Origin of the sequence: Marinobacter subterrani (assembly GCF_001045555.1) — a bacterium.
Taxonomy (GTDB): Bacteria; Pseudomonadota; Gammaproteobacteria; order Pseudomonadales; family Oleiphilaceae; genus Marinobacter; species Marinobacter subterrani.
In genome coordinates this window covers 1,071,010-1,096,390 of the sequence record NZ_LFBU01000001.1, presented here as the reverse complement: position 1 = coordinate 1,096,390, position 25,381 = coordinate 1,071,010, and the positions used below count along the sequence as shown (strand labels likewise).

General features: G+C 58.1%; 21 protein-coding genes and 4 tRNA genes. 20 read left to right on the top strand and 5 right to left on the bottom strand.

What is annotated here, in order from left to right; genetic code table 11:
* Positions 1-9: 9 nt before the first annotated feature.
* Together msub_RS05045 and msub_RS05040 are read left to right on the top strand one after the other, a co-directional pair.
* Positions 10-756: a sulfite exporter TauE/SafE family protein gene (locus msub_RS05045; protein WP_048495002.1), complete on the top strand. Its 747-nt coding sequence runs from the start codon at positions 10-12 to the stop codon at positions 754-756.
* A 20-nt stretch (positions 757-776) separates the two neighbouring features.
* The gene (locus tag msub_RS05040; protein WP_048495001.1) at positions 777-1,769 is read left to right on the top strand and encodes a zinc-dependent alcohol dehydrogenase family protein; all 993 of its coding nucleotides are present in this window, start codon (positions 777-779) and stop codon (positions 1,767-1,769) included.
* A gap of 74 nt (positions 1,770-1,843) precedes the next feature.
* Here the strand turns inward: msub_RS05040 and msub_RS05035 are convergent, their stop codons facing one another.
* Positions 1,844-4,438 (bottom strand): bifunctional aconitate hydratase 2/2-methylisocitrate dehydratase, encoded by a 2,595-nt coding sequence (locus msub_RS05035; protein ID WP_048496980.1) that lies wholly within the window; start codon positions 4,436-4,438, stop codon positions 1,844-1,846.
* Positions 4,439-4,693: 255 nt separating this feature from the next.
* Between msub_RS05035 and miaE the strand changes: the two genes are divergently transcribed.
* Positions 4,694-5,299 (top strand): tRNA-(ms[2]io[6]A)-hydroxylase, encoded by a 606-nt coding sequence (miaE, locus tag msub_RS05030; RefSeq protein ID WP_048495000.1) that lies wholly within the window; start codon positions 4,694-4,696, stop codon positions 5,297-5,299.
* A 75-nt stretch (positions 5,300-5,374) separates the two neighbouring features.
* On the opposite strand, the gene msub_RS05025 is transcribed toward miaE, so the two are convergent.
* Positions 5,375-6,259 (bottom strand): LysR substrate-binding domain-containing protein, encoded by an 885-nt coding sequence (locus msub_RS05025; protein ID WP_048494999.1) that lies wholly within the window; start codon positions 6,257-6,259, stop codon positions 5,375-5,377.
* Positions 6,260-6,403: 144 nt separating this feature from the next.
* Here msub_RS05025 and msub_RS05020 point away from each other — a divergent pair, with 144 nt between their 5' ends.
* The 7 genes from msub_RS05020 (at position 6,404) to msub_RS04990 (ending at position 13,077) form a co-directional block, all read left to right on the top strand.
* On the top strand, positions 6,404-7,174 hold the full coding sequence (locus tag msub_RS05020) for a ferredoxin--NADP reductase (protein ID WP_048494998.1): 771 nt from the start codon (positions 6,404-6,406) through the stop codon (positions 7,172-7,174).
* Positions 7,175-7,339: 165 nt separating this feature from the next.
* Positions 7,340-7,732 (top strand): acyl-CoA thioesterase, encoded by a 393-nt coding sequence (locus tag msub_RS05015; protein ID WP_048494997.1) that lies wholly within the window; start codon positions 7,340-7,342, stop codon positions 7,730-7,732.
* An 8-nt stretch (positions 7,733-7,740) separates the two neighbouring features.
* A complete protein-coding gene (locus msub_RS05010; RefSeq protein ID WP_048494996.1) occupies positions 7,741-8,628 on the top strand; it encodes a hypothetical protein in 888 nt (295 codons plus the stop codon).
* A 247-nt stretch (positions 8,629-8,875) separates the two neighbouring features.
* Positions 8,876-9,901 carry an amino acid ABC transporter substrate-binding protein gene (locus tag msub_RS05005; RefSeq protein ID WP_048494995.1) on the top strand — a complete coding sequence of 342 codons (1,026 nt, stop codon included), beginning with the start codon at positions 8,876-8,878 and terminating at the stop codon, positions 9,899-9,901.
* 94 nt (positions 9,902-9,995) lie between these two features.
* Positions 9,996-11,183, top strand: coding sequence for an amino acid ABC transporter permease (locus tag msub_RS05000; protein ID WP_048494994.1), 1,188 nt, complete (start codon positions 9,996-9,998; stop codon positions 11,181-11,183).
* Positions 11,183-12,268, top strand: coding sequence for an amino acid ABC transporter permease (locus msub_RS04995; protein ID WP_156182724.1), 1,086 nt, complete (start codon positions 11,183-11,185; stop codon positions 12,266-12,268). Before msub_RS05000 ends, msub_RS04995 begins: the two co-directional genes overlap by 1 nt.
* Positions 12,269-12,366: 98 nt before the next feature.
* Positions 12,367-13,077, top strand: coding sequence for an amino acid ABC transporter ATP-binding protein (locus msub_RS04990; RefSeq protein ID WP_156182802.1), 711 nt, complete (start codon positions 12,367-12,369; stop codon positions 13,075-13,077).
* A 37-nt stretch (positions 13,078-13,114) separates the two neighbouring features.
* On the opposite strand, the gene lpxH is transcribed toward msub_RS04990, so the two are convergent.
* Positions 13,115-13,840, bottom strand: coding sequence for a UDP-2,3-diacylglucosamine diphosphatase (lpxH, locus tag msub_RS04985; RefSeq protein WP_048494992.1), 726 nt, complete (start codon positions 13,838-13,840; stop codon positions 13,115-13,117).
* On the bottom strand, positions 13,837-14,337 hold the full coding sequence (locus msub_RS04980; RefSeq protein WP_048494991.1) for a peptidylprolyl isomerase: 501 nt from the start codon (positions 14,335-14,337) through the stop codon (positions 13,837-13,839). The genes lpxH and msub_RS04980 overlap by 4 nt, the downstream gene beginning before the upstream one ends.
* 137 nt (positions 14,338-14,474) lie before the next feature.
* Here msub_RS04980 and msub_RS04975 point away from each other — a divergent pair, with 137 nt between their 5' ends.
* The 3 genes from msub_RS04975 (at position 14,475) to msub_RS04965 (ending at position 19,877) form a co-directional block, all read left to right on the top strand.
* On the top strand, positions 14,475-16,154 hold the full coding sequence (locus tag msub_RS04975) for a glutamine--tRNA ligase/YqeY domain fusion protein (protein ID WP_048494990.1): 1,680 nt from the start codon (positions 14,475-14,477) through the stop codon (positions 16,152-16,154).
* Positions 16,151-17,539, top strand: a complete 1,389-nt coding sequence (gene cysS, locus msub_RS04970) for a cysteine--tRNA ligase (protein ID WP_048494989.1) — start codon at positions 16,151-16,153, stop codon at positions 17,537-17,539. Before msub_RS04975 ends, cysS begins: the two co-directional genes overlap by 4 nt.
* Before the next feature lie 157 nt (positions 17,540-17,696).
* Positions 17,697-19,877 carry a malate synthase G gene (locus msub_RS04965; protein WP_048494988.1) on the top strand — a complete coding sequence of 727 codons (2,181 nt, stop codon included), beginning with the start codon at positions 17,697-17,699 and terminating at the stop codon, positions 19,875-19,877.
* A gap of 138 nt (positions 19,878-20,015) precedes the next feature.
* On the opposite strand, the gene folD is transcribed toward msub_RS04965, so the two are convergent.
* On the bottom strand, positions 20,016-20,873 hold the full coding sequence (gene folD / locus msub_RS04960; RefSeq protein ID WP_048494987.1) for a bifunctional methylenetetrahydrofolate dehydrogenase/methenyltetrahydrofolate cyclohydrolase FolD: 858 nt from the start codon (positions 20,871-20,873) through the stop codon (positions 20,016-20,018).
* 233 nt (positions 20,874-21,106) lie between these two features.
* Here folD and msub_RS04955 point away from each other — a divergent pair.
* From msub_RS04955 to clpX, 7 genes are all read left to right on the top strand, one after another.
* Positions 21,107-21,183 (top strand) — tRNA-Pro (locus msub_RS04955).
* A 32-nt stretch (positions 21,184-21,215) separates the two neighbouring features.
* A tRNA-Arg gene (locus tag msub_RS04950) sits at positions 21,216-21,292 on the top strand.
* Positions 21,293-21,367: 75 nt separating this feature from the next.
* Positions 21,368-21,443 (top strand) — tRNA-His (locus msub_RS04945).
* Between the two features lie 79 nt (positions 21,444-21,522).
* Positions 21,523-21,607: transfer RNA gene (locus msub_RS04940), tRNA-Leu, on the top strand.
* A 229-nt stretch (positions 21,608-21,836) separates the two neighbouring features.
* Entirely contained in the window at positions 21,837-23,141 is a 1,305-nt protein-coding gene (tig, locus tag msub_RS04935) for a trigger factor (RefSeq protein WP_048494986.1), read from the top strand.
* 173 nt (positions 23,142-23,314) lie between these two features.
* Entirely contained in the window at positions 23,315-23,950 is a 636-nt protein-coding gene (gene clpP, locus msub_RS04930) for an ATP-dependent Clp endopeptidase proteolytic subunit ClpP (protein WP_048494985.1), read from the top strand.
* A 76-nt stretch (positions 23,951-24,026) separates the two neighbouring features.
* On the top strand, positions 24,027-25,310 hold the full coding sequence (gene clpX / locus msub_RS04925; protein WP_048494984.1) for an ATP-dependent Clp protease ATP-binding subunit ClpX: 1,284 nt from the start codon (positions 24,027-24,029) through the stop codon (positions 25,308-25,310).
* Positions 25,311-25,381: the final 71 nt, after the last annotated feature.

Below are 25,381 nucleotides of genomic sequence, written 5' to 3'. Positions count from 1 at the left end.
AGCTGCAAGATGTCACTGATCGAAGTAGCAGCCCTGCTTGCCCTGGGCGGATTGGCGGGCTTTATCAATGTCCTGTCAGCCGGCGGTTCCATGCTGACACTGCCGCTGCTGATGTTCCTCGGATTGCCGCCGCAGGTGGCGAACGGCACCAACCGGGTCGCCATCACCCTGCAGAGCATAACCGCCGTGGGATCCTTCCACCGGATGGGGCATGGCAACCTCGTGGTCAGTCTTCACCTGGCCGTGCCGGCGGTGCTGGGCTCCCTCCTGGGGGCCTGGGTAGCGACCTGGGTGAATGACGCCATCTTCGAGTTTGTTCTCGTGGTTGCCATGATTGGTGCGTCAGTGTTCATGCTGCTGCCCCAGCCCAAGCTGGACACCCGTCCTCTGACGACGGACCGGCTGGGCCCGGTTATCTATCTGGCCATGTTCCTGATCGGCGTCTACGGCGGCTTTATTCAGGTCGGCGTCGGTGCCCTGTTCCTGGTGGTTCTGTATCGCATGTTGCGAATCGATCTGCGCCAGGTGAACGTGTTCAAGGTGTCTATCGTTCTGCTTTACACGCTGCCGGCCTTGCTGATATTTGCCATCAGTGACCAGGTACGTTGGGGCATGGGGCTGACGCTGGCACTCGGCAATATTACCGGTGCGTTTATCGCGGTTCGCGTCAACCTCAGTAACAAAGGGGCCCAGTGGGTCAAGTGGATCACCCTCGTGATGGTGGCGGCGATTCTGGTAAGGCTCATCCTTTATTAATTGGCGGCTGGAGGTTACACATGAAAGCCATGGTTATTGAAGAGTTTGGCGGCCCTGAGGTTTTCGTGGAGAGGGAGATGCCGACACCCGAGCCGGCCGCGGGCCAGGTCCGGATTCGCGTTATTGCTTCCAGTGTGAACCCGATAGAAACCAAAATCCGCTCCGGCCTTGTGAAAACCGGGCCAGCGATGCCCGCCATCCTCAACGGCGACGTTGCCGGTGTGGTGGACAAGGTCGGCCCGGGCGTCACGTCCCTGGCGGCAGGGGATGAGGTGTTTGGCTGCGCCGGTGGTGTTCGTGGCTGGCAGGGCGCGCTGGCCGATTACATGATTGCCGATGTCCGGCTACTGGTCAGGCGAACGCCGGCCATGTCGTTGCCACTGGCGGAATGCGCTGCGTTGCCCCTGGTGTTCCTGACCGCGTGGACCGCCCTGGTGGACCGGGCCGGCATTCAGTCCGGCGAGCATGTGCTGATTCATGCCGGAACCGGTGGCGTGGGCCATGTTGCCATTCAGATTGCGAAGGCGATGGGCGCCCGTGTCGCGACAACCGTATCAACGGAAGACAAGGCAGAGCTGGCACGCCGTCTGGGGGCCGACGATACCATTTTTTACCGGGAAGAGTCGGTAAAGGATTACAGTCAAAGACTCACCGAGGGACGGGGTTTCAGCCTGGTGTTCGACACCGTGGGCCGGGAAAATGTTGATCGGTCGATCGAGGCGACGGCCATTAGCGGGCGCCTGTGTTCCATTAACACCCGCTCTACCCACGACCTGACAGCCATGCACGCTAAAGGTCTCACCTTGCATGTTATCTTCCGCTCCATTCCGCTTCTGCACGGCATTGGCATGGATGACCAGCCCCGGCTGATGGCGGCGCTGAGCGACATGCTGGAGCAGGGCAGCGTGCGCCCGTTGCTGGATGAGCACCGGTACGCTTTCCGCCAGATTGGCGAGGCGCATCGCCGTATTGAGTCGGGGCTCGCTGTGGGGAAAATTCTTCTCGAGCGCTGAGTCGGGCAATGTGCAAAAAAAACGCCAGCCCGAAGGCTGGCGTTTTCAATGGTGATTACCTCAAGAGGTAGCGCTTAGGCAACGTTCGCCTCAGAGGCCTTCTTGGTGTAGTTCTCCATCTGGTCGAAGTTGAGATACTTGTAGATCTCTTTTGACATGCTGTTGAGGTCCTTGGCGTACTCCATGTATTCCTCGGCGGAGGGGAGTTTGCCCAGTACCGCGCCCACTGCAGCCAGTTCCGCAGAGGTCAGGTACACATTGGCACCATCGCCCAGGCGGTTCGGGAAGTTCCGGGTGGAGGTGGACAGCACGGTGCTCTTGGCAGCTACACGGGCCTGGTTACCCATGCACAGGGAGCAGCCCGGCATTTCGGTGCGCACACCGGCGGTGCCGTAGATGTTGAAGTAACCTTCTTCCATCAGCTGGGCCTGGTCCATCTTGGTGGGCGGAGACATCCACAGGCGGGTCTTCAGGGGTTCCTTGTTCTGTGCCAGCAGTTTACCCGCGGCGCGGAAGTGACCGATGTTGGTCATGCAGGAGCCGATGAACACTTCGTCGACCTTGTCGCCGGCCACTTCGGACAGGGTGCGGGCATCGTCCGGGTCGTTCGGGCAGCATACGATCGGCTCTTTGATTTCGGCCAGATCGATTTCCACTACGTGCGAGTATTCCGCGTCCTTGTCGGCACGCATCAGCTTGGGATCGGCAATCCACTCTTCCATCTGCTGGGCACGACGCTCCAGGGTGCGGGGGTCGCCGTAACCTTCAGCGATCATCCAGCGCAGCATGGTGATGTTGGAGCGCAGGTACTCGGCCACGGACTCTTCAGACAGGTTGATGGTACAGCCGGCTGCGGAGCGCTCGGCGGACGCGTCAGAGAGCTCGAACGCCTGCTCGACGGTCAGGTGCTCCAGGCCTTCGATTTCCAGGATGCGGCCGGAGAATTCGTTGATCTTGCCTTTCTTCTCAACGGTCAGCAGGCCCTGTTTGATGCCATACAGCGGAATGGCGTGTACCAGATCACGCAGGGTGATACCCGGCTGCATTTCGCCCTTGAAGCGAACCAGGACCGATTCCGGCATATCCAGCGGCATAACGCCGGTGGCTGCGGCGAAGGCGACCAGGCCGGAGCCGGCCGGGAAGGAGATGCCCATGGGGAAACGGGTGTGGGAGTCACCGCCGGTGCCCACGGTATCCGGCAGCAGCATGCGGTTCAGCCAGGAATGGATGATGCCGTCGCCCGGGCGCAGGGAAACACCGCCGCGGGTACGGATGAAGTCCGGCATGGTATGCTGCATTTCCACGTCAACCGGCTTCGGATAGGCAGCGGTGTGACAGAAAGACTGCATCACCAGGTCAGCCTGGAAGCCCAGGCATGCCAGGTCTTTCAGTTCGTCGCGGGTCATCGGGCCGGTAGTATCCTGGGAACCGACAGTTGTCATGTGCGGTTCGCAGTAGGTGCCCGGACGCACGCCCTTGCCTTCTTCCAGACCGCAGGCCTTGCCCACCATCTTCTGGCCCAGGGTGAAGCCCTTGGTGCCGGCTTCGGGGTCTTTCGGCAGGCGGAACAGGTCGGTCGCGCCCAGGCCCAGCGCGGTGCGGGCCTTGGCGGTCAGGCCACGGCCGATGATCAGCGGAATACGGCCACCCGCCTGAACTTCATCCAGGATCACGTCAGACTTGAAGCTGAACTCGGAGATGGTTTCGCCGGCTTCGTTCAGGATCTTGCCTTCGTATGGGCGGATTTCGATCACGTCGCCCATGTTCATGTTGTCGACCGGCGCTTCGAATACCAGGGCGCCGGCGTCTTCCATGGTGTTGAAGAAAATCGGGGCAACCTTGTTGCCGATACAGACACCGCCGGCACGCTTGTTAGGCACACCGGGGATGTCTTCACCGAAGAACCACAGAACGGAGTTGGTGGCAGATTTCCGCGAGGAGCCGGTACCAACAACGTCACCCACGAACGCAACGGGCAGGCCTTTGGCTTTGATTTCGTCGATCTGGCTCATCGGGCCGGTTACGCCGGGCTCTTCCGGCTTCAGGCCGTCGCGTTCCATTTTATAGGCAGCGCGGGCGTGCAGCGGGATGTCCGGGCGTGACCATGCATCCGGGGCCGGCGACAGGTCGTCGGTGTTGGTTTCGCCGGTGACCTTGAACACCACCATTTTGGTGCTTTCCGGCACCTTCTTCTTGTTGGTGAACCACTCGGCATTGGCCCAGGATTCCACCACAGATCTGGCCACCGCGTTACCGGCGTCCATCTTTTCTTTGACGTCGTTGAAGGCGTCGAACATCAGCAGGGTGTGCTTGAGTTCCTCGCCGGCCAGCTTAGCCAGTTCGCTGTCATCCAGAAGGTCAACGAGGGTCGCGATGTTGTAGCCACCCTGCATCATGCCCAGCAGCTGAACAGCTTTCTTTTTATCGATCAGCGGAGACGCGGCTTCGCCTTTAACAATGGCGGACAGGAATGCAGCTTTTACGTAAGCGGCTTCGTCGACACCCGGCGGAACGCGGTTTTCCAGGAGGTAGACCAGAGTTTCTTCCTCACCGGCAGGCGGATTCTTCAGCAGCTCGACCAGAGCGGCAGTCTGCTCGGCATTCAGGGGCTTGGGAGGAATACCCAGGGCTTCACGTTCGGCAACGTGTTCACGGTAGGCTTCTAACACGATATGGACCCTCATCAGTTGGAATGTCCCGCGCCCGGCTTCATGCCTGGCGGGAGGATTTTGGCGGAAAGGCCGCAGGAGCCTCTGAATAATGCCTCAAATCACCGATGGGGTTTCAGGGTTTATTCAGAGACTCCTTAATCTGGCGCTGCATTCTATAGGAAACCCCTTATAAAGTTAAGTTGGACAGTGGTCGGAGCAATCTGTTAGATCGGTTATACTTCCGGGCCGCCAACCCACCACCGAATCAATGCCATGAACGACGCCCTGCAAGAGATTCACGACTTTCTGCCTTGCCCGACTCCCCGGCAGTGGCTCGAGAATGCCCTGGCTAACCAGGATTTGATGCTCATCGACCACGCCCACTGTGAGAAAAAAGCGGCATCAACCGCCCTGAGCCTGATGTACCGCTATGTCGACAATTCCGAGTTGCTGAACAGAATGTCCCGGCTGGCCCGCGAGGAGCTCCGGCATTTTGAACAGGTGCTGGCGATCATGAATAAACGGGGGGTGGAGTATTGCCACCTGACACCGGCTCGTTATGCCGCCGGTTTGAGAAAGGAAGTCCGCTCGGACGATCCGGGGCGTCTGGTCGATGTTCTGATCGTCGGCGCCATTATCGAGGCCCGCTCCTGCGAGCGGTTTGCGGCGCTGGCACCACTTCTGGATGACAAGCTGGAAGACTTCTACGCCAGCCTGCTGAAATCCGAGGCGCGCCATTATCAGGACTATCTGAAGCTGGCAGTGCAGGCTAACGGCGCGCCAGTGGATGAGCGGGTGGGGGAGTTTCTGGCCATTGAGCGCGAGTTGATTGAAACGCCGGACAGCGAGTTCCGGTTTCACAGTGGGCCGGTAATCTGAAGCTGCCCTGGCGAAGACGGGGTGGCGACGGCGGGGTCAGATGAAGGCGTTCATCTGACCCCCAGTTCACGCCTTTTAACCAAGCTTCCGGCACAGCTCGATCCAGGCATCAATCCCTGCACTGCGGTATTTCTGTTTGTGCAGGATGAAGTAGAACTGCCGATCAAACTGCCGATGCTCCGGCACCGTGAGCGGGACCAGGCTTCCCCGCCTGAACGCGTCAGCCAGAACCACTTCCGACAGGCAGCCTATGCCAAGATCGGCTTCCACCGCGCGCTTGATGGCTTCCGTGTGCTCCAGTTCCAGCAATACATTCAGATCCGGCAATAGCCCGTGCATGCCCCTTTCAAAACTCTGGCGCGTACCAGAACCCGGTTCACGCATGATCCAGGTGGCGTTGCGAAGGTCGTCGTCGGTCAGTGACGGTTTGCTGGCCAGAGGGTGGCTGGGCGAGCAGAAAACCACCAGGGCGTCGCCCCGCCAGGGAATGACGTCCAGGTCCGGCGACTGAAGTTCACCCTCGATCAGCCCGATATCGAGTTCAAAATCCTTGACTCGCCTGGCAATGGTACTCGTATTGGCAACCTCCAGAGAGACCCGCGGCCGGGTAGGGGTATTCATGTATTGGGCCATAACCCCCACGGCCAGATAGTTACCGATAGTGAGGGTGGCGCCGACTTTCAGCGCGCCCACTTCAGTGTGTTTGCTGAACGCCTGCTCCAGCTCTTTCGCCTGGGCCAGGACGGCCTCGACTTTGGGCCGGTACAAGCGCCCGAGTTCATTGAGCTGAAGGCGCTTGCCAACCCGGTCAAACAGCTGGATGTCAAACTGGTTTTCCAGCTCTTTGAGTGCACTGCTGGCGGCAGACTGTGACATGGAAAGAGACTCGGCGGCGCGAGTGATGTTCTGGAAATGGGCCGCGGCCAGGAAAACTTCCAGTTGGCGGAAACTGTATTTCATATGAGTTCGCTCTAAATCGATTCGCCCGAATAAGGTTATGAAAATATCCCATTTTCCCGATAGGTTAGTGCCGGGTTATACTGTTCGCAATCCAAATTTGAAACATTCGCCGTAAAAAGCGTATCGAACAGGCAAGAGGTTTACATGAGCAACCTGATCAAAGAGAAAGTGACCAGCGTCCATCACTGGAACGATACCCTGTTCAGCTTTACTACAAGCCGCGATCCGGGGTTTCGGTTCAAGAACGGCCATTTTGTCATGATTGGCCTGGAAACCGATGGCAAGCCATTGATGCGCGCCTACAGTATCGCCAGTGCCAATTATGAGGAAGAACTGGAGTTCTTCTCGATAAAGGTGCAGGACGGCCCGCTGACCTCCCGTCTGCAGAAAATTCAGGTGGGCGACGAAATCCTGGTGAGCCGCAAGCCCACCGGTACCCTGATTCTCGATAACCTGCTGCCGGGCAAGAACCTGTGGCTGATCAGCACGGGCACGGGGCTTGCCCCGTTCATGAGTATCATCAAGGATCCGGAAGTCTATGAGGCGTTCGACAAGGTTATCCTGACCCACGGTGTGCGTTACGTGTCGGAGCTGGCTTACCAGCAGGAAATCGAGGAGCTGCCGGAGAACGAGTATTTCGGAGAGATGGTGAAGGGCAAGCTGGAGTATTACCCCACCGTTACCCGGGAGGAATTCCGCAATAAGGGGCGCCTGACCGACGCGATGGAAACCGGAAAGATTACCCGTGACCTGGGCCTGCCGGAATTTGATCTGGAAAACGATCGCTTCATGATCTGCGGTAGCCCGAGCATGCTCAAGGACACCTGCGCTATCCTGAACCACATGGGTTTCAAGGAGGCTCGCGGTGGCGAGATGGGGCACTATGTTATTGAACGGGCCTTTGTCGAACAGTAAGTTGGGCAGATTATCGTTCAAAGCCCTCTTACCCAGCCTTTGAAAAACCGGAGCGGGATGCTCCGGTTTTTTGTCTGTGTCCCACCGGTGCAATCGTGCAGACGGTAGAGCTACCGGGCCCACCATCGGTGTATAGTAGCGGGTTTTGGAAATAGGGAAGTCACGATGTTTCATCTCGAACTGGAACCACGTTTCAGCGATACCGATGCCCTCGGGCACATCAGTAACACCAGTCTGCCGGTCTGGTTCGAGCAGGCCAGAACGCCGGTATTTCGTATTTTTCATCCGACCCTTGAAGTCGAGACCTGGCCGCTGATCATCGCCCGGCTGGAAATTGATCTGTTGGCGCAGAGCTACTGGCACATGCCGGTGGAGATCCGAACCGGGATTGGCAAGATCGGCAACAGCTCCTTCCATGTAATCCAGGAGGCCTGGCAGAACGGCAAACAGATTGCCCGTGGCGTGGCGGTATTGATTCATTTTGACTACGAGACAGAAAAAGCCCTGCCGATCCCTGATGAAATCAGATCAAAACTTTCTGAGCATCGGGTGGCGTGAAATTAGTAATGGTCTTTCAGTGTCTGGCAGTGATTGTCCTTGCCAGCGTGCTGACTCTCGTCGGCTGTGATTCCGATAACAATGCTCAGGCTCGCGTCGTCGGGGACCCGGCTGTCCAGCACTCGGGCTCGGCGACTCGAAACATAACCCTGACGCTTACGCCTGCCCAACTGGACTGGGTGGGGCGGCAGATCTTCCGAAACGAATGCGCGGGCCGATTTGAATGCCTGGTTCACTGGAATACGGGCGAGGCCTTTCCGTCTCTGGGGATAGGCCATTTCATCTGGTATCCCGAAGGGGTGGACGGGCGATTCGTGGAGAGCTTCCCGGCCCTGATCGATTATATGAGGCAGCGGCGGGTTCCCATTCCCGGCTGGTTGCAGCGCCTTGAACCCTTTGACGCGCCCTGGCCGGACAGGCAGTCCTTTATGACGGCCGGGGATTCGTCAAGGGTTGCGGAGTTGCGGGAATTCCTGGCTTCCACCCGGGGAATCCAGGCCGAATTTATCTTTCACCGCGCCAGAAACTCCTTGGAGCGGGTGATTGAGGCTGCGCCGCCCGGACGAAAAGGTGAGGTAGTCGGTCGACTCGAGGCCTTAAGCAAGACGCCTGGTGGAGTTTACGCGGTGATGGATTACGTGAATTTCAAGGGCGAGGGTCTCTCGACCACCGAGCGATACAAGGGTGAGGGATGGGGACTTTTGCAGGTGTTGCTTGAGATGAGGGCGCGCGCGGGCAAAACCGCGCTGGCGAACTTTCGCGAAGCGGCCGGGCGAGTGCTGGCCCGGCGAGCGCACAACGCTGACAACCCGATTGAGCGGGAACGCTGGCTGCCAGGCTGGCTGAAGCGGCTCGAGACCTACGCTGAACCCCCGGAAACAACATTTTCTTCATAAAACTACTTCAAATCCTGATCTTTGTTCTATCTTGTAACTGAGCGTTCAGGAAAACACCTTCCTACCGACCGACAGTCTCCCCGTGCGCCGAATTGAGGCACGGTCTGCACAGTGGTGTGGCCGAAGTGTGTTGAAGGGAATGGCTCGCAAGAAAATAAACACAATAAATCAATGCGTTAAGTTCTCTGGCTTATAAATTGCTGAGAACCGTTGCACGTCTAATCAACGGAACTTCGGAGAAAATATAATGAACAAAGCCAAGTCGATTGCCATCGGCGCTGCCCTGATTCTGGGCGCGTTTACCGCATCAACGGCCAACGCGGCCACCACGCTTGAGGCAGTCAAGGATAAGGGGCACCTGCAGTGCGGTGTTACCAGTGGTCTCCCCGGCTTTTCACAGCCTGATGAAAATGGCAACTGGACAGGCATTGATGTGGATACCTGTCGGGCCGTGGCTGCCGCCGTATTTGGCGATGCCAAGGCTGTGCAATTCACCCCGCTGACTGCCAAGGAGCGTTTCACAGCGCTGCAGTCCGGTGAAATCGACATGTTGTCCCGGAACACCACCTGGACCCTGACCCGTGACGCCTCGCTCGGCCTGAACTTCACCGGGGTCAATTACTACGATGGCCAGGGCTTCCTGGTGAAAAAGAACCTCGGCGTAGACGATGCCACGCAGCTTGACGGGGCCACCGTGTGCATCCAGGCGGGCACCACCACGGAGCTGAACCTGGCGGATTACTTCAGGGCCAAGGGCATGGAATTCCGTCCCATCGTTTTCGATACCTCCGAGCAGACTGTGCAGGGCTTCGCGGCCGGCCGCTGCGACGTTCTCACCTCGGATCGCTCCCAGCTTGCGGCGCTGAAGTCGAAACTTGCAGACCCGTCGGCGGCGAAGATCCTGCCGAACACCATCTCCAAAGAGCCGCTTGGCCCCGTGGTGCGTCAGGGGGATGACGAGTGGTTCAACATCGTGAAGTGGGTTCTGTTTACCCAGATCAACGCCGAAGAACTCGGCATAACCATGGAAAATGTCGATGACATGCTGAAATCCGACAACCCGAACGTCAAGCGTCTGCTGGGTACCGACGGGGATATGGGCGCCAAGCTGGGCCTGCCGGCAGACTTCGGCTACAAGATCGTCAAGCAGGTCGGTAACTATGGCGAGATGTATAACCGTAACGTAGGCCCGGGCACCCCGCTGGATCTGGAGCGCGGGCTCAACGCACTCTGGACCGATGGCGGCATCATGTACGCCCCGCCGGTTCGGTAAATCCTGAGAGCACACTGGAGGCCAGCTCAGTTCGGCCGGGCCTCCAGTCCATCTGTGATGTGTTTAACCGCACGGAAGCTTTTCGGGAAAATGCATGAAAAAACAAACCATTGATTCGAGACCTGCGGGCCCCAAGCCCTGGTACGACCCTCGTATTCGCTCCATTTTCTTTCAGATCGTCACTCTGTCCCTGGTCTTCTGGGCCGGCTGGACCCTGATCGAGAATACCTTGTCCAACATGGAAAGCCGGGGCATCAGCACCGGTTTCGGGTTTCTTGATGAAACCGCCGGCTTCGGCATCATCATGAGCCTGATTCCCTACGATGCCACCATGTCGTATGGGCGGACTTTCCTGGTGGGGCTTACCAATACCTTGCTGGTGTCCGCGATGGGCATCGTTGCTGCCACCATTCTGGGGTTCATTCTCGGGGTTGCCCGCCTGTCCAGTAACTGGTTGGTGGCCAAAGTCGCCCTTGTTTACATTGAAGTGATCCGCAACATTCCGCTGTTGCTGCAAATCTTCTTCTGGTACTTCGCGGTGCTGAGTAATCTGCCATCGCCCCGTCAGAGTGTTGATGTAGGCGGCGCGATGTTCCTGAATAACCGGGGTCTGTACCTTCCCGAGCCGGTGACCCAGGAAGGCTTTGGCCTGGTCTGGGGTGTGTTGGTTGTTGCCATCGTTGCGGTGGTGGCGCTCCGCCTCTGGGCCAATAAACGTCAGCTGGCGACCGGGCAGATTTTCCCGACGTTCAAAGTGGGTCTGTCAGCTCTGGTGCTTTTGCCGTTACTGGCATACCTGGTGGCGGGGCAACCGCTGACCTGGGACATTCCGGCCCTGAAAGGGTTCAATTTCGGCGGTGGCATTACCATCATTCCCGAGCTTGCGGCCTTGTGGATTGCCCTGTCGCTCTACACCGCAAGTTTCATCGCGGAGATTGTCCGTTCGGGTATTCTTTCGGTGAGCAAGGGCCAGACAGAGGCCTCCAAGGCGCTGGGCCTGCCCAACAGTCTTACTCTGCGCCTGGTAGTCATTCCCCAGGCCATGCGGGTCATCATTCCTCCGCTCACCAGCCAGTACCTGAACCTGGTCAAAAACTCCTCACTAGCGACGGCGATTGGCTACCCTGATCTGGTGGCTGTCTTCATGGGGACGACCCTGAACCAGACCGGTCAGGCCGTTGAGGTTGTGGCCATTACGATGGCCGTGTATCTGACAATCAGTCTGCTCATCTCCCTGTTTATGAATATCTATAACCGGGCCGTGGCGATTAAGGAGCGATGATGGCTGAATCTGTAATGAAACCACCGAAAAAGCTGCTGGGCCCGGTCGCCTGGATGCGGATGCACCTGTTTTCCAGCTGGTATAACACCCTGCTGACCCTGGTTGTGGGTTACCTGCTGGTCACCAGCGTGGGGCCAGTTCTGAACTGGCTGTTCCTCGAGGCGGATTTCAAGGGCAGCGAGCCCGGTGACTGCACCGGCGCCGGGGCCTGCTGGCTGTTCATCAACCAGCGTCTGAATTTCTTTATCTACGGATTTTATCCCAACGAGCTGCAGTGGCGTGTCGATGTCATGTTCGCCCTGCTGGCGCTATCGTTCGTGCCGCAGTTCATCGAGAATTTCCCGGGCCGGAAGTGGCTGGGCATTTTCGGGATGACCGGGCTACCCGTAATAGGCTATTTCCTGATCCCGGGCGGCAGTTTTGGCCTTGAGGCCGTAGACAGCGCCAAATGGGGCGGGCTGATGCTGACGCTGATCATTGCCTACATCGGCATTATCGCGTCCCTGCCCATCGGGATTCTGCTGGCCCTGGGGCGGCGTTCGGAGATGCCGATCATTCGGGGCCTCTGTATCGTGTTTATTGAGGTCTGGCGGGCGGTACCGCTGATAACGGTGTTGTTCATGGCCTCGGTAATGCTGCCGCTGTTCCTGCCGGAAGGCATGAACTTCGAAAAGCTGCTGCGGGCGTTGATCGGCATCACGCTCTGGCAGTCGGCCTACATGGCGGAAGTGATCCGGGGCGGCTTGCAGGCCATTCCGCGCGGGCAGTACGAAGCGGCGGATGCGCTGGGGCTCGGGTACTGGAAAAAAACCGGCCTGATCATCCTGCCGCAGGCCCTGAAAATGGTCATTCCCGGCATTGTTAACACCTTCATTGCCCTGTTCAAGGACACCACGCTGGTGCTGATCATCGGCCTGTTTGACCTCCTTGGCACGGTTCAGTCAACCATAACCGACCCCGCCTGGCAGAACGTGGCCGTGGAGGGGTATGTCTTCGTTGCCTTCTGTTTCTGGGTGTTCTGTTTTGGCATTTCCCGCTACAGCCAGAACCTGGAACGCAAACTCGATACGGGGCATAAATCATGATGGGTAAGCCAATGACAGAAACCACCCAAACACCAGACAACCAGCAAACCGCCGAAAGCCGGCGTGAGCCCAAAATCGACATTATCCGTGTCGAGGGCATGCACAAATGGTACGGCGACTTTCACGTGCTGAAGGACCTGAATCTGACCGTAAAGCAGGGCGAGCGGATCGTTATCTGCGGCCCGTCCGGCTCCGGCAAATCCACCTTTATTCGCTGTATAAACCGCCTTGAGGAGCACCAGCAGGGCAAGATCGTGGTGGATGATGTGGAGTTGACCGATGACGTGCGCCAGATTGACACGGTGCGTCGTGAGGTTGGCATGGTGTTCCAGCATTTCAACCTGTTTCCGCATCTAACGGTGCTGGAGAACTGCTGTCTGTCACCGATCTGGGTCCGCAAGATTCCGCGCAAGGAAGCAGAGGCCACGGCCATGGAGTATCTCGAGCGGGTAAAGATCCCCGATCAGGCCAACAAATACCCGGGTCAGTTATCGGGTGGCCAGCAACAGCGGGTGGCCATTGCCCGCGCTCTGTGCATGAAGCCGAAGATCATGCTGTTTGATGAGCCCACTTCGGCTCTGGACCCGGAAATGATCAAGGAAGTGCTCGACGTCATGGTCGAGTTGGCGAAAAGTGGCATGACGATGATCTGTGTCACCCACGAAATGGGCTTTGCCAAAACCGTGGCGGACCGGGTGATCTTCATGGATGGGGGCGAGATCGTGGAGGAAGCGCCGCCCCAGGAGTTTTTCTCCAACCCCAGGGAGCCCCGAACCCAGAAATTCCTGCAGCAGATTCTGCACAACTGAGAGTCGACAGGTCGGGCAACTGCCCGGCCTGTCTGTATCAAAGCGGGTATTTGTGCAGAGCAGGGGGCGTATCTGACGTTACCTCAAGCCACCAGACGTTTTCGGCCCAGTCGCCCAGGACAATCCGCTTCGCCGGCTGACCGTTTGCGGTCAGTTCATGCTCCGCCGGGCGATGGGTATGCCCATGGATCATTCGCTGAACACCGTGGGCTTCCATTTCCCGGACGACCTCCTCGGGGGTTACGTCCATGATGAACTCTTCCTTGCCCTGGTTTTTGGCCATGCTGATTTCCCGAAGCTGCCGGGCCATCTGCTGGCGGTCTTCCAGGGGGCGCTGGAGAATCATCTGCTGCCATTGCGGGTTGCGCATGTTGGCCCGGAACTTCTGGTACTCCACATCGGCCGTGCACAGGCTGTCCCCGTGCATCAGCAAGGTAGGCGTGCCGTAGAGGTCGACCACGGTTGGGTCGTCCAGCAGGGTTGCACCGGCGCGATTGCAGAAATCTTCGCCGATCAGGAAATCCCGGTTGCCATGCATCAGGAAAATCCCGGTGCCGCGGTCGCTCAGCTTGCGCAGGGCAGCAGCAACCTGTTCCTGCAACTGGGTGCGCTCGTCGTCCCCGATCCAGGCCTCGAAGAAGTCGCCGAGGATATAGAGCTGTTCTGCCCCGGCGGCTTTCTCATCCAGGAAGGACAGAAACGCCCTGGTTATGTCCGGGCGTGATTCCTCGAGGTGAAGGTCTGAAATAAACAGCGTGGTCACGCGTCCTCCAGAACCTCGGCCTTCTCGATAACCACATCATCCGCCGGAACATCCTGATGCCCCGCGCGCATGGTGGTGCGAACGGCGCGAATCGCGTTGACCGTATCCATGCCGTCAACCACTTTGCCGAACACACAGTAGCCCCAGCCTTCGGCATTCTTCGCGGTGTGATCCAGGAAGCCGTTATTCTCGACGTTGATGAAGAACTGGGCCGTGGCGGAATGCGGGTCCATGGTGCGGGCCATGGCGATGGTGCCCTGCATGTTGCTCAGGCCATTGTCGGCTTCATTCTGGATGGACTCGCGGGTTTTACGCGGAGTCATTCCCGGCTCGAAACCGCCGCCCTGAATCATGAAGTTGCTGATCACACGGTGAAAAATCAGGCCATCGTAAAACCCGTCGCGAACGTACTGCTCAAAGTTTTTGGCGGTTTCCGGAGCCTTGTCGTAGTCCAGTTCGAGCTTGATATCACCGTGGTTGGTTGTCAGCAGAATCATCAGGGTTTCCTGTTCAGAAAGGTTAGGTATGTCAGAGGCCCATTGTACTCAAGACTTTCCCGCTATGCATGAGTCCGGGAAGGATTTGTGAGTATAATACGCGGTTTAAGAATCACTCCCCTTTTAACAGAGATTGTATGAGCGCCGAGTCGAAGAAAGCCCACAACTTTATCCAGAGCCTGATCGAAGACGCCATCGCCAAGGGCGAACACACCGGCAAGGTGGTGACCCGTTTCCCGCCCGAGCCCAATGGCTATCTGCACATTGGCCACGCCAAATCGATCTGCCTGAACTTTGGCATCGCCGAAACCTTTTCCGGTGACTGTAACCTGCGGTTTGACGACACCAATCCGGAGAAGGAAAATCAGGAGTACATTGACGCCATCAAGCAGGATGTGGAATGGCTTGGTTACGAGTGGGCCGGAGAGGTGAGGTACGCCTCGGATTACTTTGGCGCCCTGTATGAGTTTGCCGAAGAGCTGATTACCCGTGACAAGGCCTACGTGTGCGCCCTGACCGCCGACGAGATGGCGGAGTACCGGGGCAGCCTGAAAGAGCCGGGCAGGAACAGTCCCTACCGGGACCGGCCGGTGGCGGAGAGCCTTCGGTTGTTCCGCGACATGCGTGATGGCAAGTTCCAGAATGGCGAGCTGGTCTTGCGGGCCAAGATCGATATGGCCTCCCCGAACATCAACCTGCGGGACCCGATCCTCTACCGCATCCGTTACGCCGAGCACCACCAGACCGGCAATAAATGGTGCATCTACCCGATGTACGACTTCACCCATCCGATTTCCGACGCCATGGAGGGAATCACCCACTCCCTGTGCACCCTGGAATTCGAGGATCACCGGCCGCTGTATGACTGGGTGCTGGATAATATCTCCGGCCCGTGCCACCCGCGTCAGATCGAATTTGCAAGGCTGAACCTGAACTACACCATCACTTCGAAGCGCAAACTCAAGCGCCTGGTGGATGAAGCGGTGGTTGATGGCTGGAATGACCCCCGCATGCCGACCATTTCCGGGATGCGCCGCCGCGGTTACACGCCGGAATCCGTCCGTACCTTCTGCGACATGATCGGCGTGAACAAGGCCGGGGGCACCGTCGATGTCGGCATGCTGGAGCACGCTATCCGGGAAGACCTGAACAACCGGGCGCCGCGTGCCATGTGCGTGATGCGCCCGCTGAAGGTAACGCTGACCAACTACCCGGCGGACCAGAACGAGACCCTGGCCCTGCCGGTGCACCCGCAAAACCCCGAAATGGGCGAGCGGGAAGTGCCCTGGACCCAGACCCTGTATATTGATCGCGAGGACTTCGAAGTGGAGCCGCCGCGCAAGTGGAAGCGCCTGGCGCCCGACCAGGCCGTGCGCCTGCGGGGCGGCTACGTGATGACCTGCCGGGAAGTGGTTCGTGACGCCAGTGGCGAGATCGTCGAGCTCAAGTGCGAGTACGATCCCGACACCCTGGGTGTGAACCCGGAGGGCTACAAGCCCAACGGCGTTATCCACTGGGTTTCGGCCACCGATAGTGTGGAGGCAGACATTAATCTGTACGACCGCCTGTTCAACCACGAATCACCGGACAGCGACAAGGAAGGCGACCTGATGGACCACCTGAACCCGGAGTCACTGGTGGTTCTCCGGGGCGCGCGGGTCGAGAAGAGTCTGGCCGAGCCCCGCACCGATCTGCCGTACCAGTTCGAGCGGGAAGGTTACTTCTTCTGCGATCAGGAGCACACCGCCAGCGCCGGCCGGCCGGTGTTCAATCGCACCGTCACGCTCAGGGATTCCTGGGGTAAGGGGGGCAAGTGATTCGCATCTACAACACTCTCAGCCAGCAGAAGGAAGAGTTCCGGCCGATCGAGCCGGGCAAGGTCCGGATCTATGTCTGCGGCATGACCGTGTATGACTATTGCCACCTGGGCCACGCCCGGGTGCTGGTGGCCTTTGATGTGGTCACCCGCTACCTGCGCCAGCGCGGCTACGAGGTGCGTTACGTTCGCAATATCACCGATATCGACGACAAGATTCTGCGCCGGGCGGATGAAAACGGGGAGCCCTACCGTGAGCTCACCGGCCGCATGATCCAGGCCATGCACGAGGACGAGGCCCGGCTGGGCGTGCTGTCACCGGACGACGAGCCCCGGGCGACCGCGTTTATCGACGAAATCATCGCCATGATCCACAAGCTGATTTCCGGTGGCCACGCCTACGCCGTGGATAGCGGCGATGTCTACTTTGCCGTTGATTCCTTCGATGGCTACGGCAAGCTCAGCAAGAAAAAGCTGGAAGATCTGCTGGCGGGCGCGAGGGTGGATGTTCAGGAAGCCAAGCGCAGCCCGGCGGATTTTGCGCTTTGGAAAGCAGCGAAAGCAGGTGAGGTCAGTTGGCCTTCGCCCTGGGGCGATGGTCGCCCCGGCTGGCACATCGAGTGTTCCGCCATGTCTACCTCCTGCCTGGGCGATACCTTCGATATCCACGGCGGTGGTCCGGACCTGCTGTTCCCGCACCATGAGAACGAGATTGCCCAGTCTGAATGCGCCACCGGCCACACCTTTGTGCACACCTGGATGCACGCGGGTGCGATCCGGGTGAACAAGGAGAAGATGTCCAAATCCCTGGGCAATTTCTTTACCATCCGGGAGATCATGGAAACGTATCCGGCTGAAGTGGTTCGTTACTTCCTGGTCTCCAGCCATTACCGCAGCCAGGTGGATTATTCCGAGGAAAACCTGGCAGAGGCTGGTCGCACGCTTACCCGGCTTTACCACGCCCTGCGCGGGATTGTGCCTGCCAAGGCGGCGGATGTGCCCGAGTCCGGGCACGATCAGCGGTTTGCCGAGGCGATGGACGATGACTTCAACACCGCGGGCGCAATTGCGGTCCTGCATGCGGTTGCCAACGAGATCAATCAGCACCGTCGGGACGGCAGGGAAGAGGATGCCAAACGCAGTGCGGCGGTGCTGGTAAGGCTCGGCGGCGTGCTTGGCCTGCTGCAGCAGGATCCCGAGGCGTTCTTCCAGGCGGACACCGGTGGTGAGCTCCGCGCCGGCGACATTGAAGCCATGATTCAGGCCCGGACCGACGCCCGCAAGGCGAAGGATTTTGCCGAGGCTGACCGGATACGCGACCATCTCGCGGAGAAGGGGATTATTCTGGACGACGCCCGCGAGGGAACGAGCTGGCGGAGAGCCTGAATTTCCGGGTAATAGCGGTTGGTCAGACCAGTTTTGCGTGTGCAGGAATGAACTTGTAAGGATTTTCCCTTACAATGCGGCGCACAAATTAGAATGCCCTCTCGTGACCAAAGGCGAAGGGGGAGTCGGGAAACGTAACCCATTGAGGCAGACAACGATGACAGAGCGCGTACAAGTCGGCGGCATTCAGGTCGCAAAGAATCTGTATGACTTCGTAAACAACGAAGCCATCCCGGGCACCGGCGTTGACGCCGACAAGTTCTGGGCAGAATTCGACAAGATCGTGAACGAGCTGGCACCGCGAAACCGCGAGCTTCTGGCCAAGCGTGACGCGATCCAGGAAAAAATGGACAGGTGGAACCGGGACCACAAGGGCCAGAAGCTCGACATGGCCGAGTACAAGTCTTTCCTGAAAGACATCGGTTACCTGGTGGACGAGCCTTCCGGGTTCAAGATCTCTACCTCCAATGTTGATCCGGAAGTGGCAACCATGGCTGGCCCGCAGCTGGTGGTTCCGATCATGAATGCCCGCTTTGCCCTGAACGCGGCGAACGCTCGCTGGGGCAGCCTGTATGATGCCCTGTATGGCACCGATGCCATCTCTGAAGAAGATGGTGCCGAAAAGGGTCGCGGTTATAACCCGGTACGCGGCGCCAGGGTAATCGAGTGGGCCCGTAACCTGCTGGACAGCTCCGCCCCGCTCTCCGCGGGCAGCCACAAAGACGCCGCCAAGTATCAGGTGGAAGGTGGCAAGCTGGTGGTCAAGCTGCAGAACGGCGACACCACCGGCCTGAAAGACGAAGCCGGATTTGTGGGTTACACCGGTGCTGCCGATGCGCCCACGGGCGTTCTGCTGGTGAAGAACGGCATGCACTTCGAGATCCAGATTGACGCCAGCCACCCGATCGGCAAGAGCGACGATGCCCACGTCAAAGACGTACTGATGGAGTCGGCCCTGACCACCATCATGGACTGTGAAGACTCGGTTGCCGCCGTGGATGCCGACGACAAGGCACTGGCCTACCGCAACTGGCTGGGCCTGATGAAGGGCGATCTTCAGGAAACTTTCGAAAAGGGTGGCGAGCAACTGACCCGCAAGATGAACCCGGATCGTACCTATACGGCGCCGGATGGCAGTGAGCTGAGCCTGAAAGGCCGCAGCCTGATGTTTATCCGTAACGTCGGCCACCTGATGACCAATCCGGCCATCCTGTTGAAAGACGGCAAGGAAGTGCCGGAAGGGCTGATGGATGGTCTGATCACCTCGCTGATTGCCATTCACGATATGAAAGGCAACGGCAAGTTCCAGAACAGCACCAAGGGCTCCATGTACATTGTGAAGCCGAAGATGCACGGTCCGGAAGAGGTGGCGTTCACCAATGAATTCTTCGGTCGCGTTGAAGATGCGCTCAGCCTGCCGCGCTTCAGTCTGAAGGTCGGCATCATGGACGAGGAGCGTCGCACCACAGTTAACCTGAAAGCCTGTATCCACGCCGCGAAAGAGCGCGCCGTGTTTATTAATACCGGCTTCCTGGATCGCACCGGTGACGAGATTCATACCTCCATGGAACTGGGGCCGTTTATTCGCAAAGGTGCGATGAAGCAGGCCACCTGGATTAATGCCTACGAGCAGTGGAACGTGGACATCGGCCTGGAAACCGGCTTCCGTGGCGTTGCCCAGATTGGCAAGGGCATGTGGGCCATGCCGGACCTGATGGCCGGCATGCTGGAAGCCAAGATCGGTCATCCGAAGGCGGGCGCCAACACCGCGTGGGTTCCGTCTCCCACGGCCGCCACCCTTCATGCCACTCACTACCACCAGGTAAATGTGGCAGACGTTCAGAAGCAGCTGGAAAGCCGCACCCGTGCCGCCCTGGAAGACATCCTGACGGTGCCGGTGATGGACGATCCTGCCTCCCTGAGCGCTGCGGATATCCAGCAGGAACTGGACAACAATGCCCAGGGGATCCTCGGCTATGTTGTGCGCTGGATCGACCAGGGCGTTGGCTGCTCCAAGGTGCCGGACATCAACGATGTGGGCCTGATGGAAGACCGCGCTACCCTGCGGATCGCTTCCCAGTTGCTGGCCAACTGGCTGCACCACGGTATCTGTTCCGAAGAACAGATCATGGAAACCATGAAGCGCATGGCGGCTGTGGTCGACAAGCAGAACGCCGGTGATTCTGCCTACCGCGCCATGGCCGGGAACTTTGATGACAGTGTAGCTTTCCAGGCTGCACTGGACCTGGTTCTCAAGGGCCGCGAGCAGCCAAACGGCTATACCGAGCCGCTGCTGCACGCCTATCGCCTGAAGGCGAAAGCGAAGTATGGTCAGTAAGCTCTGACAACAAAAAACCCCGCCGCGGCGGGGTTTTTTATGGCTTGTCGGATTACGGCTTCGCCTAATCCGACCTACTTGAATACCTGCACTCTCTCGCAGGTTGGATTAGGCGAAGCCGTAATCCAACACTTGAGCTCAGTCCTTGTGCAGGACATCAGCGGCGTACAGGGTATTCTGCAGCAGGGTGGCGATGGTCATCGGACCCACACCGCCCGGAACAGGCGTGATGTAGGCGGCGCGCTCAGAAGCGGCTGCGAAATCGACATCACCATGCAGCTTGCCGTCCTCCATCCTGTTGATGCCGACATCAATCACGGTAGCCCCCGGTTTTACCCAATTCCCCTTGATCAGGCCCGGCTTGCCAACAGCGGCCACCAGAATGTCTGCTTCGCCTACAAACTTCTCAAGATTCGGCGTGAATCGGTGGCAAACGGTGATGGTGGCGCCTTTCAGGAGCAGTTCCATGCTCATGGGGCGGCCGACGATGTTGGAGGCGCCGACAATCACCGCATGCTGGCCTTTGTAGGGCGTACCGATGCTGTCGAGCAGGGTGATAATGCCTGCGGGTGTGCAGGGGCGTAGGGTGGGTTTGCGCTGCATCAGCCTGCCGATGTTGTACGGGTGAAAGCCGTCTACATCCTTGTCTGGCCGGATCTTGACCAGTATGGGGTCGGCATCCAGTTGGTCGGGCAGGGGCAGTTGTACCAGGATGCCGTCCACTGCCGGGTTTTCGTTCAGTTCATCGATCAATGCTTCCAGTGCTTCCTGGGAGGTGTCCTCTGGCAGGTCGTACGACAGTGAGAGGATACCGGCCTCGTCACAGGCCTTGCGTTTGTTGCCTACATACACATGGGAGGCGGGATCATTCCCCACCAGCACTACGGCCAGTCCCGGGGCGCGAAGTCCTTGCTGCCTGCGGGCTTCGACGCCGGCGGCGACCTGCTGTCTTACTTTGGCGGCAGTTTCTTTTCCGTTGATCAGTTTGGCGGTCATGTCTCGTCTTGTCGGTTGGGCATCAGTAAGTTGAAGGCCGGGCATTGTCTCATGCTTGCGTCGGAACTCCAATTGGCGGGGCGTGCGGGTCCGCCCGGGGGAACTTTCTCTCGGGCCTTTTGTCACTGAAGAGACTGTTGTTTCAGGGAAATTGGAATTCCGTGTTGACGGCGCCCGCCGGCGCCGGTAATATGCGCGCCAACTTTGCTGAGGCACTTGTTGTTCAGTTCAGACGGGGTATAGCGCAGTCTGGTAGCGCGCCTGCTTTGGGAGCAGGATGTCGGGAGTTCGAATCTCTCTACCCCGACCATTTTCTGGATATTCAGGTGGGCGAACGGTCAAGCGCCCGTAGCTCAGCTGGATAGAGCACCCGCCTTCTAAGCGGGTGGTCGCAGGTTCGAGTCCTGCCGGGCGCGCCATCAAGTCGTCGGCTTGGTCCGCGCCGGAGCGACCGTAACCAGCAAAGTTGAAAAGTAGTGGCATGTCCCGATGTGGTGGACGTAGCTCAGTTGGTAGAGCTCAGGATTGTGACTCCTGCGGTCGAGGGTTCGAACCCCTTCGTCCACCCCACTTTTCTTTCAGGTTTGATTCCGCGTTTGTTGAACTGATTGATGACTTGACGGTCATCGGGCATTCTTCATTCTGTTGTGCGCGAGTGGCGGAACTGGTAGACGCGCTGGATTTAGGTTCCAGTGGGGCAACCCGTGAGAGTTCGAGTCTCTCCTCGCGCACCACCCCCCCCCCTTTCTTTTTTCGGTTTCGTCCCCATCTCTTTTCCGGCACGTTCACGGGCCCATTGTCTGCGCCGCACGCCAAAGTGCCGAGTCAGGTGATTCTCTCGGCGGTGCAAAGCATGATAAACTACCGGCTTTTAATTTTCGGTCCTTTTGCGGGCGTTCCCCCTGAAAGGACTTTTGGTTTTAATTTCATTCACATACCGAACCTGTAATTTGAGGATCTTCCATGCAAGTGTCTGTTGAAACGACCTCCAACATCGAGCGTCGCATGACGATTGGTGTGCCCGCCCAGGAAATTGATCAGGCGGTTCAGAAACGCCTGCAGGAAACCGCACGTACCGTGCGTCTTAATGGTTTCCGTCCGGGTAAAGTGCCCCTGAGCGTGGTCAAGCGTCGTTTCGGTGACAGCGTCCGCCAGGAAATCGTCGGCGAGGTTATGCGCGACAACTACATCAAGGCGCTGCAGGAGCAGGACATCAACCCGGCAGGCTGGCCGAAGTTTGAGCCGAAGACCATGGAAGAAGGCAAGGACCTCGAGTTCGTTGCCATTTTCGAAGTTCTTCCGGAAATCGAGCTCGGCGATCTGAGCAAGATCTCTGTCGAGAAGCTGACCTCCGAAATCACTGACAAAGATGTCGATAATATGATCGACAACCTGCGTCGCCAGCAAGCGACCATGAAAGAAGTTGGCCGCAAGTCCAAGAACAAGGACGTGCTGACTATTGATTTCAAAGGTTTTATCGATGGCGAGGAATTCGAGGGCGGTGCTGCCGAGGGCCATCGCCTGACCCTGGGCTCCGGCCAGATGATTCCGGGCTTCGAGAAAGCCATTGTGGGCGGTAAGGCCGGCGAAGATATGGAAATCGAAGTGACCTTCCCGGAGGATTACCAGAACGAGGACCTGGCGGGCAAGCCGGCCAGGTTCGAAATCAAGATCCACAAGGTGGAAGAGCCCCAGTTGCCGGAACTGGATACTGAATTCTTCAAGAAGTTCGGTATCGATGCCGAAGACGAAGCGGCATTCCGTGAGGAAGTCAAAAAGAACATGGAGCGGGAGCTCAAGCAGGCGGTTTCCAACAAGGTCAAGAATGATGTTGTGGATGGCCTGCTCGAAACCACCGAGCTGGATATTCCCGCTGCCCTCGTGGATCAGGAAATTGACCGTCTCCGTCAAGACGCCGTTCAGCGTTTCGGCGGCCAGGTGGATTTCCAGCAACTGCCGAAGGAGATTTTCCAGGAGCAGGCTGAGCGTCGTGTGAAGACCGGTCTTCTGTTCCAGGAAGTGGTCAAGAAAAATGACCTGAAGGCGGATCCGGCGAAAGTGGAAGAAAAGATCCAGGAGATTGCGTCAACGTATGAACAGCCCGAGGAGGTTGTTGCACACTTCAACAGCAACCCGGAACAGAAGTCCCAGATCGAGTCCTCAGTACTGGAAGATGCGGTTGTTGACCTCGTACTTGAACAGGCCAGCGTGAAAGAAAAGGCGGTCAAGTACGAAGAGGCCATTCAGGCCGGTCAGCCCCAGCGCTGATTTGCCCCGGGACCGGAATGTGTTTCGGTCCTGCTGGCCAATCCCTGAAAACAGCCGGCATGCCCGGCTGTTTTCATCTGGGCCTGCTGCTGGCAAAGTATAGAGTGCAAGATGATTGAAACTGCCGTGGCACGAGTCCACGACCCATTGTCCATAAGGAGTTCAGGCGCATCATGACGCAGAAACCAATTGATGGTCCCGCAATGGTTACCAGTTCCGGACTGGTCCCGATTGTTATCGAGCAGACAGCTCGCGGTGAGCGGTCGTTCGATATCTATTCCCGTCTGCTCAAGGAGCGGGTGATCTTCATGGTGGGTCAAGTGGAAGACCACATGGCGAACCTGATTGTGGCTCAGCTCCTGTTTCTGGAATCGGAAAACCCGGACAAGGACATCCACCTTTATATCAATAGCCCGGGTGGCTCCGTGACTGCAGGCATGTCCATCTACGACACCATGCAGTTTATCAAGCCGGATGTGGCAACGCTGTGTGTCGGCCAGGCCGCCAGCATGGGTGCGTTTCTGCTTGCCGGTGGCGCTGCCGGTAAGCGAGCGTGCCTGCCCAACTCCCGCGTGATGATCCACCAGCCGCTGGGCGGCTATCAGGGGCAGGCTACGGATATCGAGATTCACACTCGTGAGATTCTCAAAATCCGGCATACGCTGAACTCAATCCTTGCCCACCATACCGGGCAGGATCTGGAGACCATCGCCAGGGACACAGACCGTGATTACTTCATGGATCCGTCTCAGGCCAAAGAGTATGGGCTGATTGATTCTATACTTGATAAGCGCGTACCGAATAAATAATACTGGAAGTAATCGCATCATACTTGACCGGCGCATGAGTTCTTTGCACCGGCAAAACGAGATCAGAGGTATTTCAATGGCAGATGAAAGAAACGGCAGGGGCGACGATAACGGCAAGTTGCTCTACTGCTCGTTTTGTGGAAAGAGCCAGCATGAAGTCCGTAAGCTCATTGCAGGGCCCTCGGTGTTCATCTGCGACGAGTGCGTTGACCTGTGCAATGACATTATCCGGGAAGAAATCCAGGAGAATGCTCAGGAAGAGCCTGGCGATCGCCTTCCTACTCCGGCCGAAATCCGCACGACCCTCGACGAGTACGTCATCGGTCAGGATCGCGCCAAGGTCGTGTTGTCTGTTGCGGTTTACAACCATTACAAACGTCTACGCTATGGCGAAGGTAAGGGTGATGTCGAGCTGGGCAAAAGCAACATTCTGCTGATCGGCCCGACGGGCAGCGGTAAGACCCTGCTGGCCGAGACCCTGGCCCGCATGCTGAATGTCCCTTTCACTATTGCAGACGCGACCACCCTGACTGAAGCCGGGTACGTGGGTGAGGATGTCGAGAACATCATCCAGAAGCTGCTGCAGAAGTGCGACTATGATGTCGACAAGGCGCAACGAGGCATTGTCTACATTGATGAGATCGACAAGATCTCGCGCAAGTCCGATAACCCCTCGATTACCCGGGACGTGTCCGGTGAGGGTGTGCAGCAGGCATTACTGAAACTGATTGAGGGCACGGTTGCCTCGGTTCCTCCCCAGGGTGGCCGCAAGCATCCCCAGCAGGAATTCCTGCAGGTCGATACCGGCAACATGCTGTTCATCTGTGGCGGTGCCTTTGCAGGTCTCGACAAGGTGATTCGTGAGCGCACCGAGAAGAACAGCATTGGCTTCTCGGCCTCCGTGGCTAGCCAGGACGACGCCAAGAACACCGGCGATATCATTAAGGATGTGGAAACCGAAGATCTGGTCAAGTATGGCCTGATTCCGGAATTCGTTGGCCGTCTGCCAGTGGTTGCAACGCTCAACGAGCTCGATGAGGAGGCGCTGATCCAGATCCTGACCGAGCCCAAGAACTCGCTGACCAGGCAGTACCAGAAGCTGTTTGACATGGAAGGCGTTGAACTGGATTTCCGGGATGATGCATTGCGTGCCGTTGCCAAGAAGGCCATGGTTCGGAAAACCGGTGCCCGTGGCTTGCGGTCGATCATGGAAGCAACGTTGCTGGATACCATGTACCAGATTCCGTCTGAACATGACGTCACCAAGGTTGTGATTGATGAAAGCGTGATCAAGGGAGATTCCGAGCCGTTCAAGATCTACGCTAGCAGTGATCATGCCAAGGCGGTGCCCGAGGATTGAGCTGTTTCCCGTAAGCGGCCCAGCCAGACAGGGGTCAGATGAAGGCTTTCATCTGACCCCGTTTTCGTTAT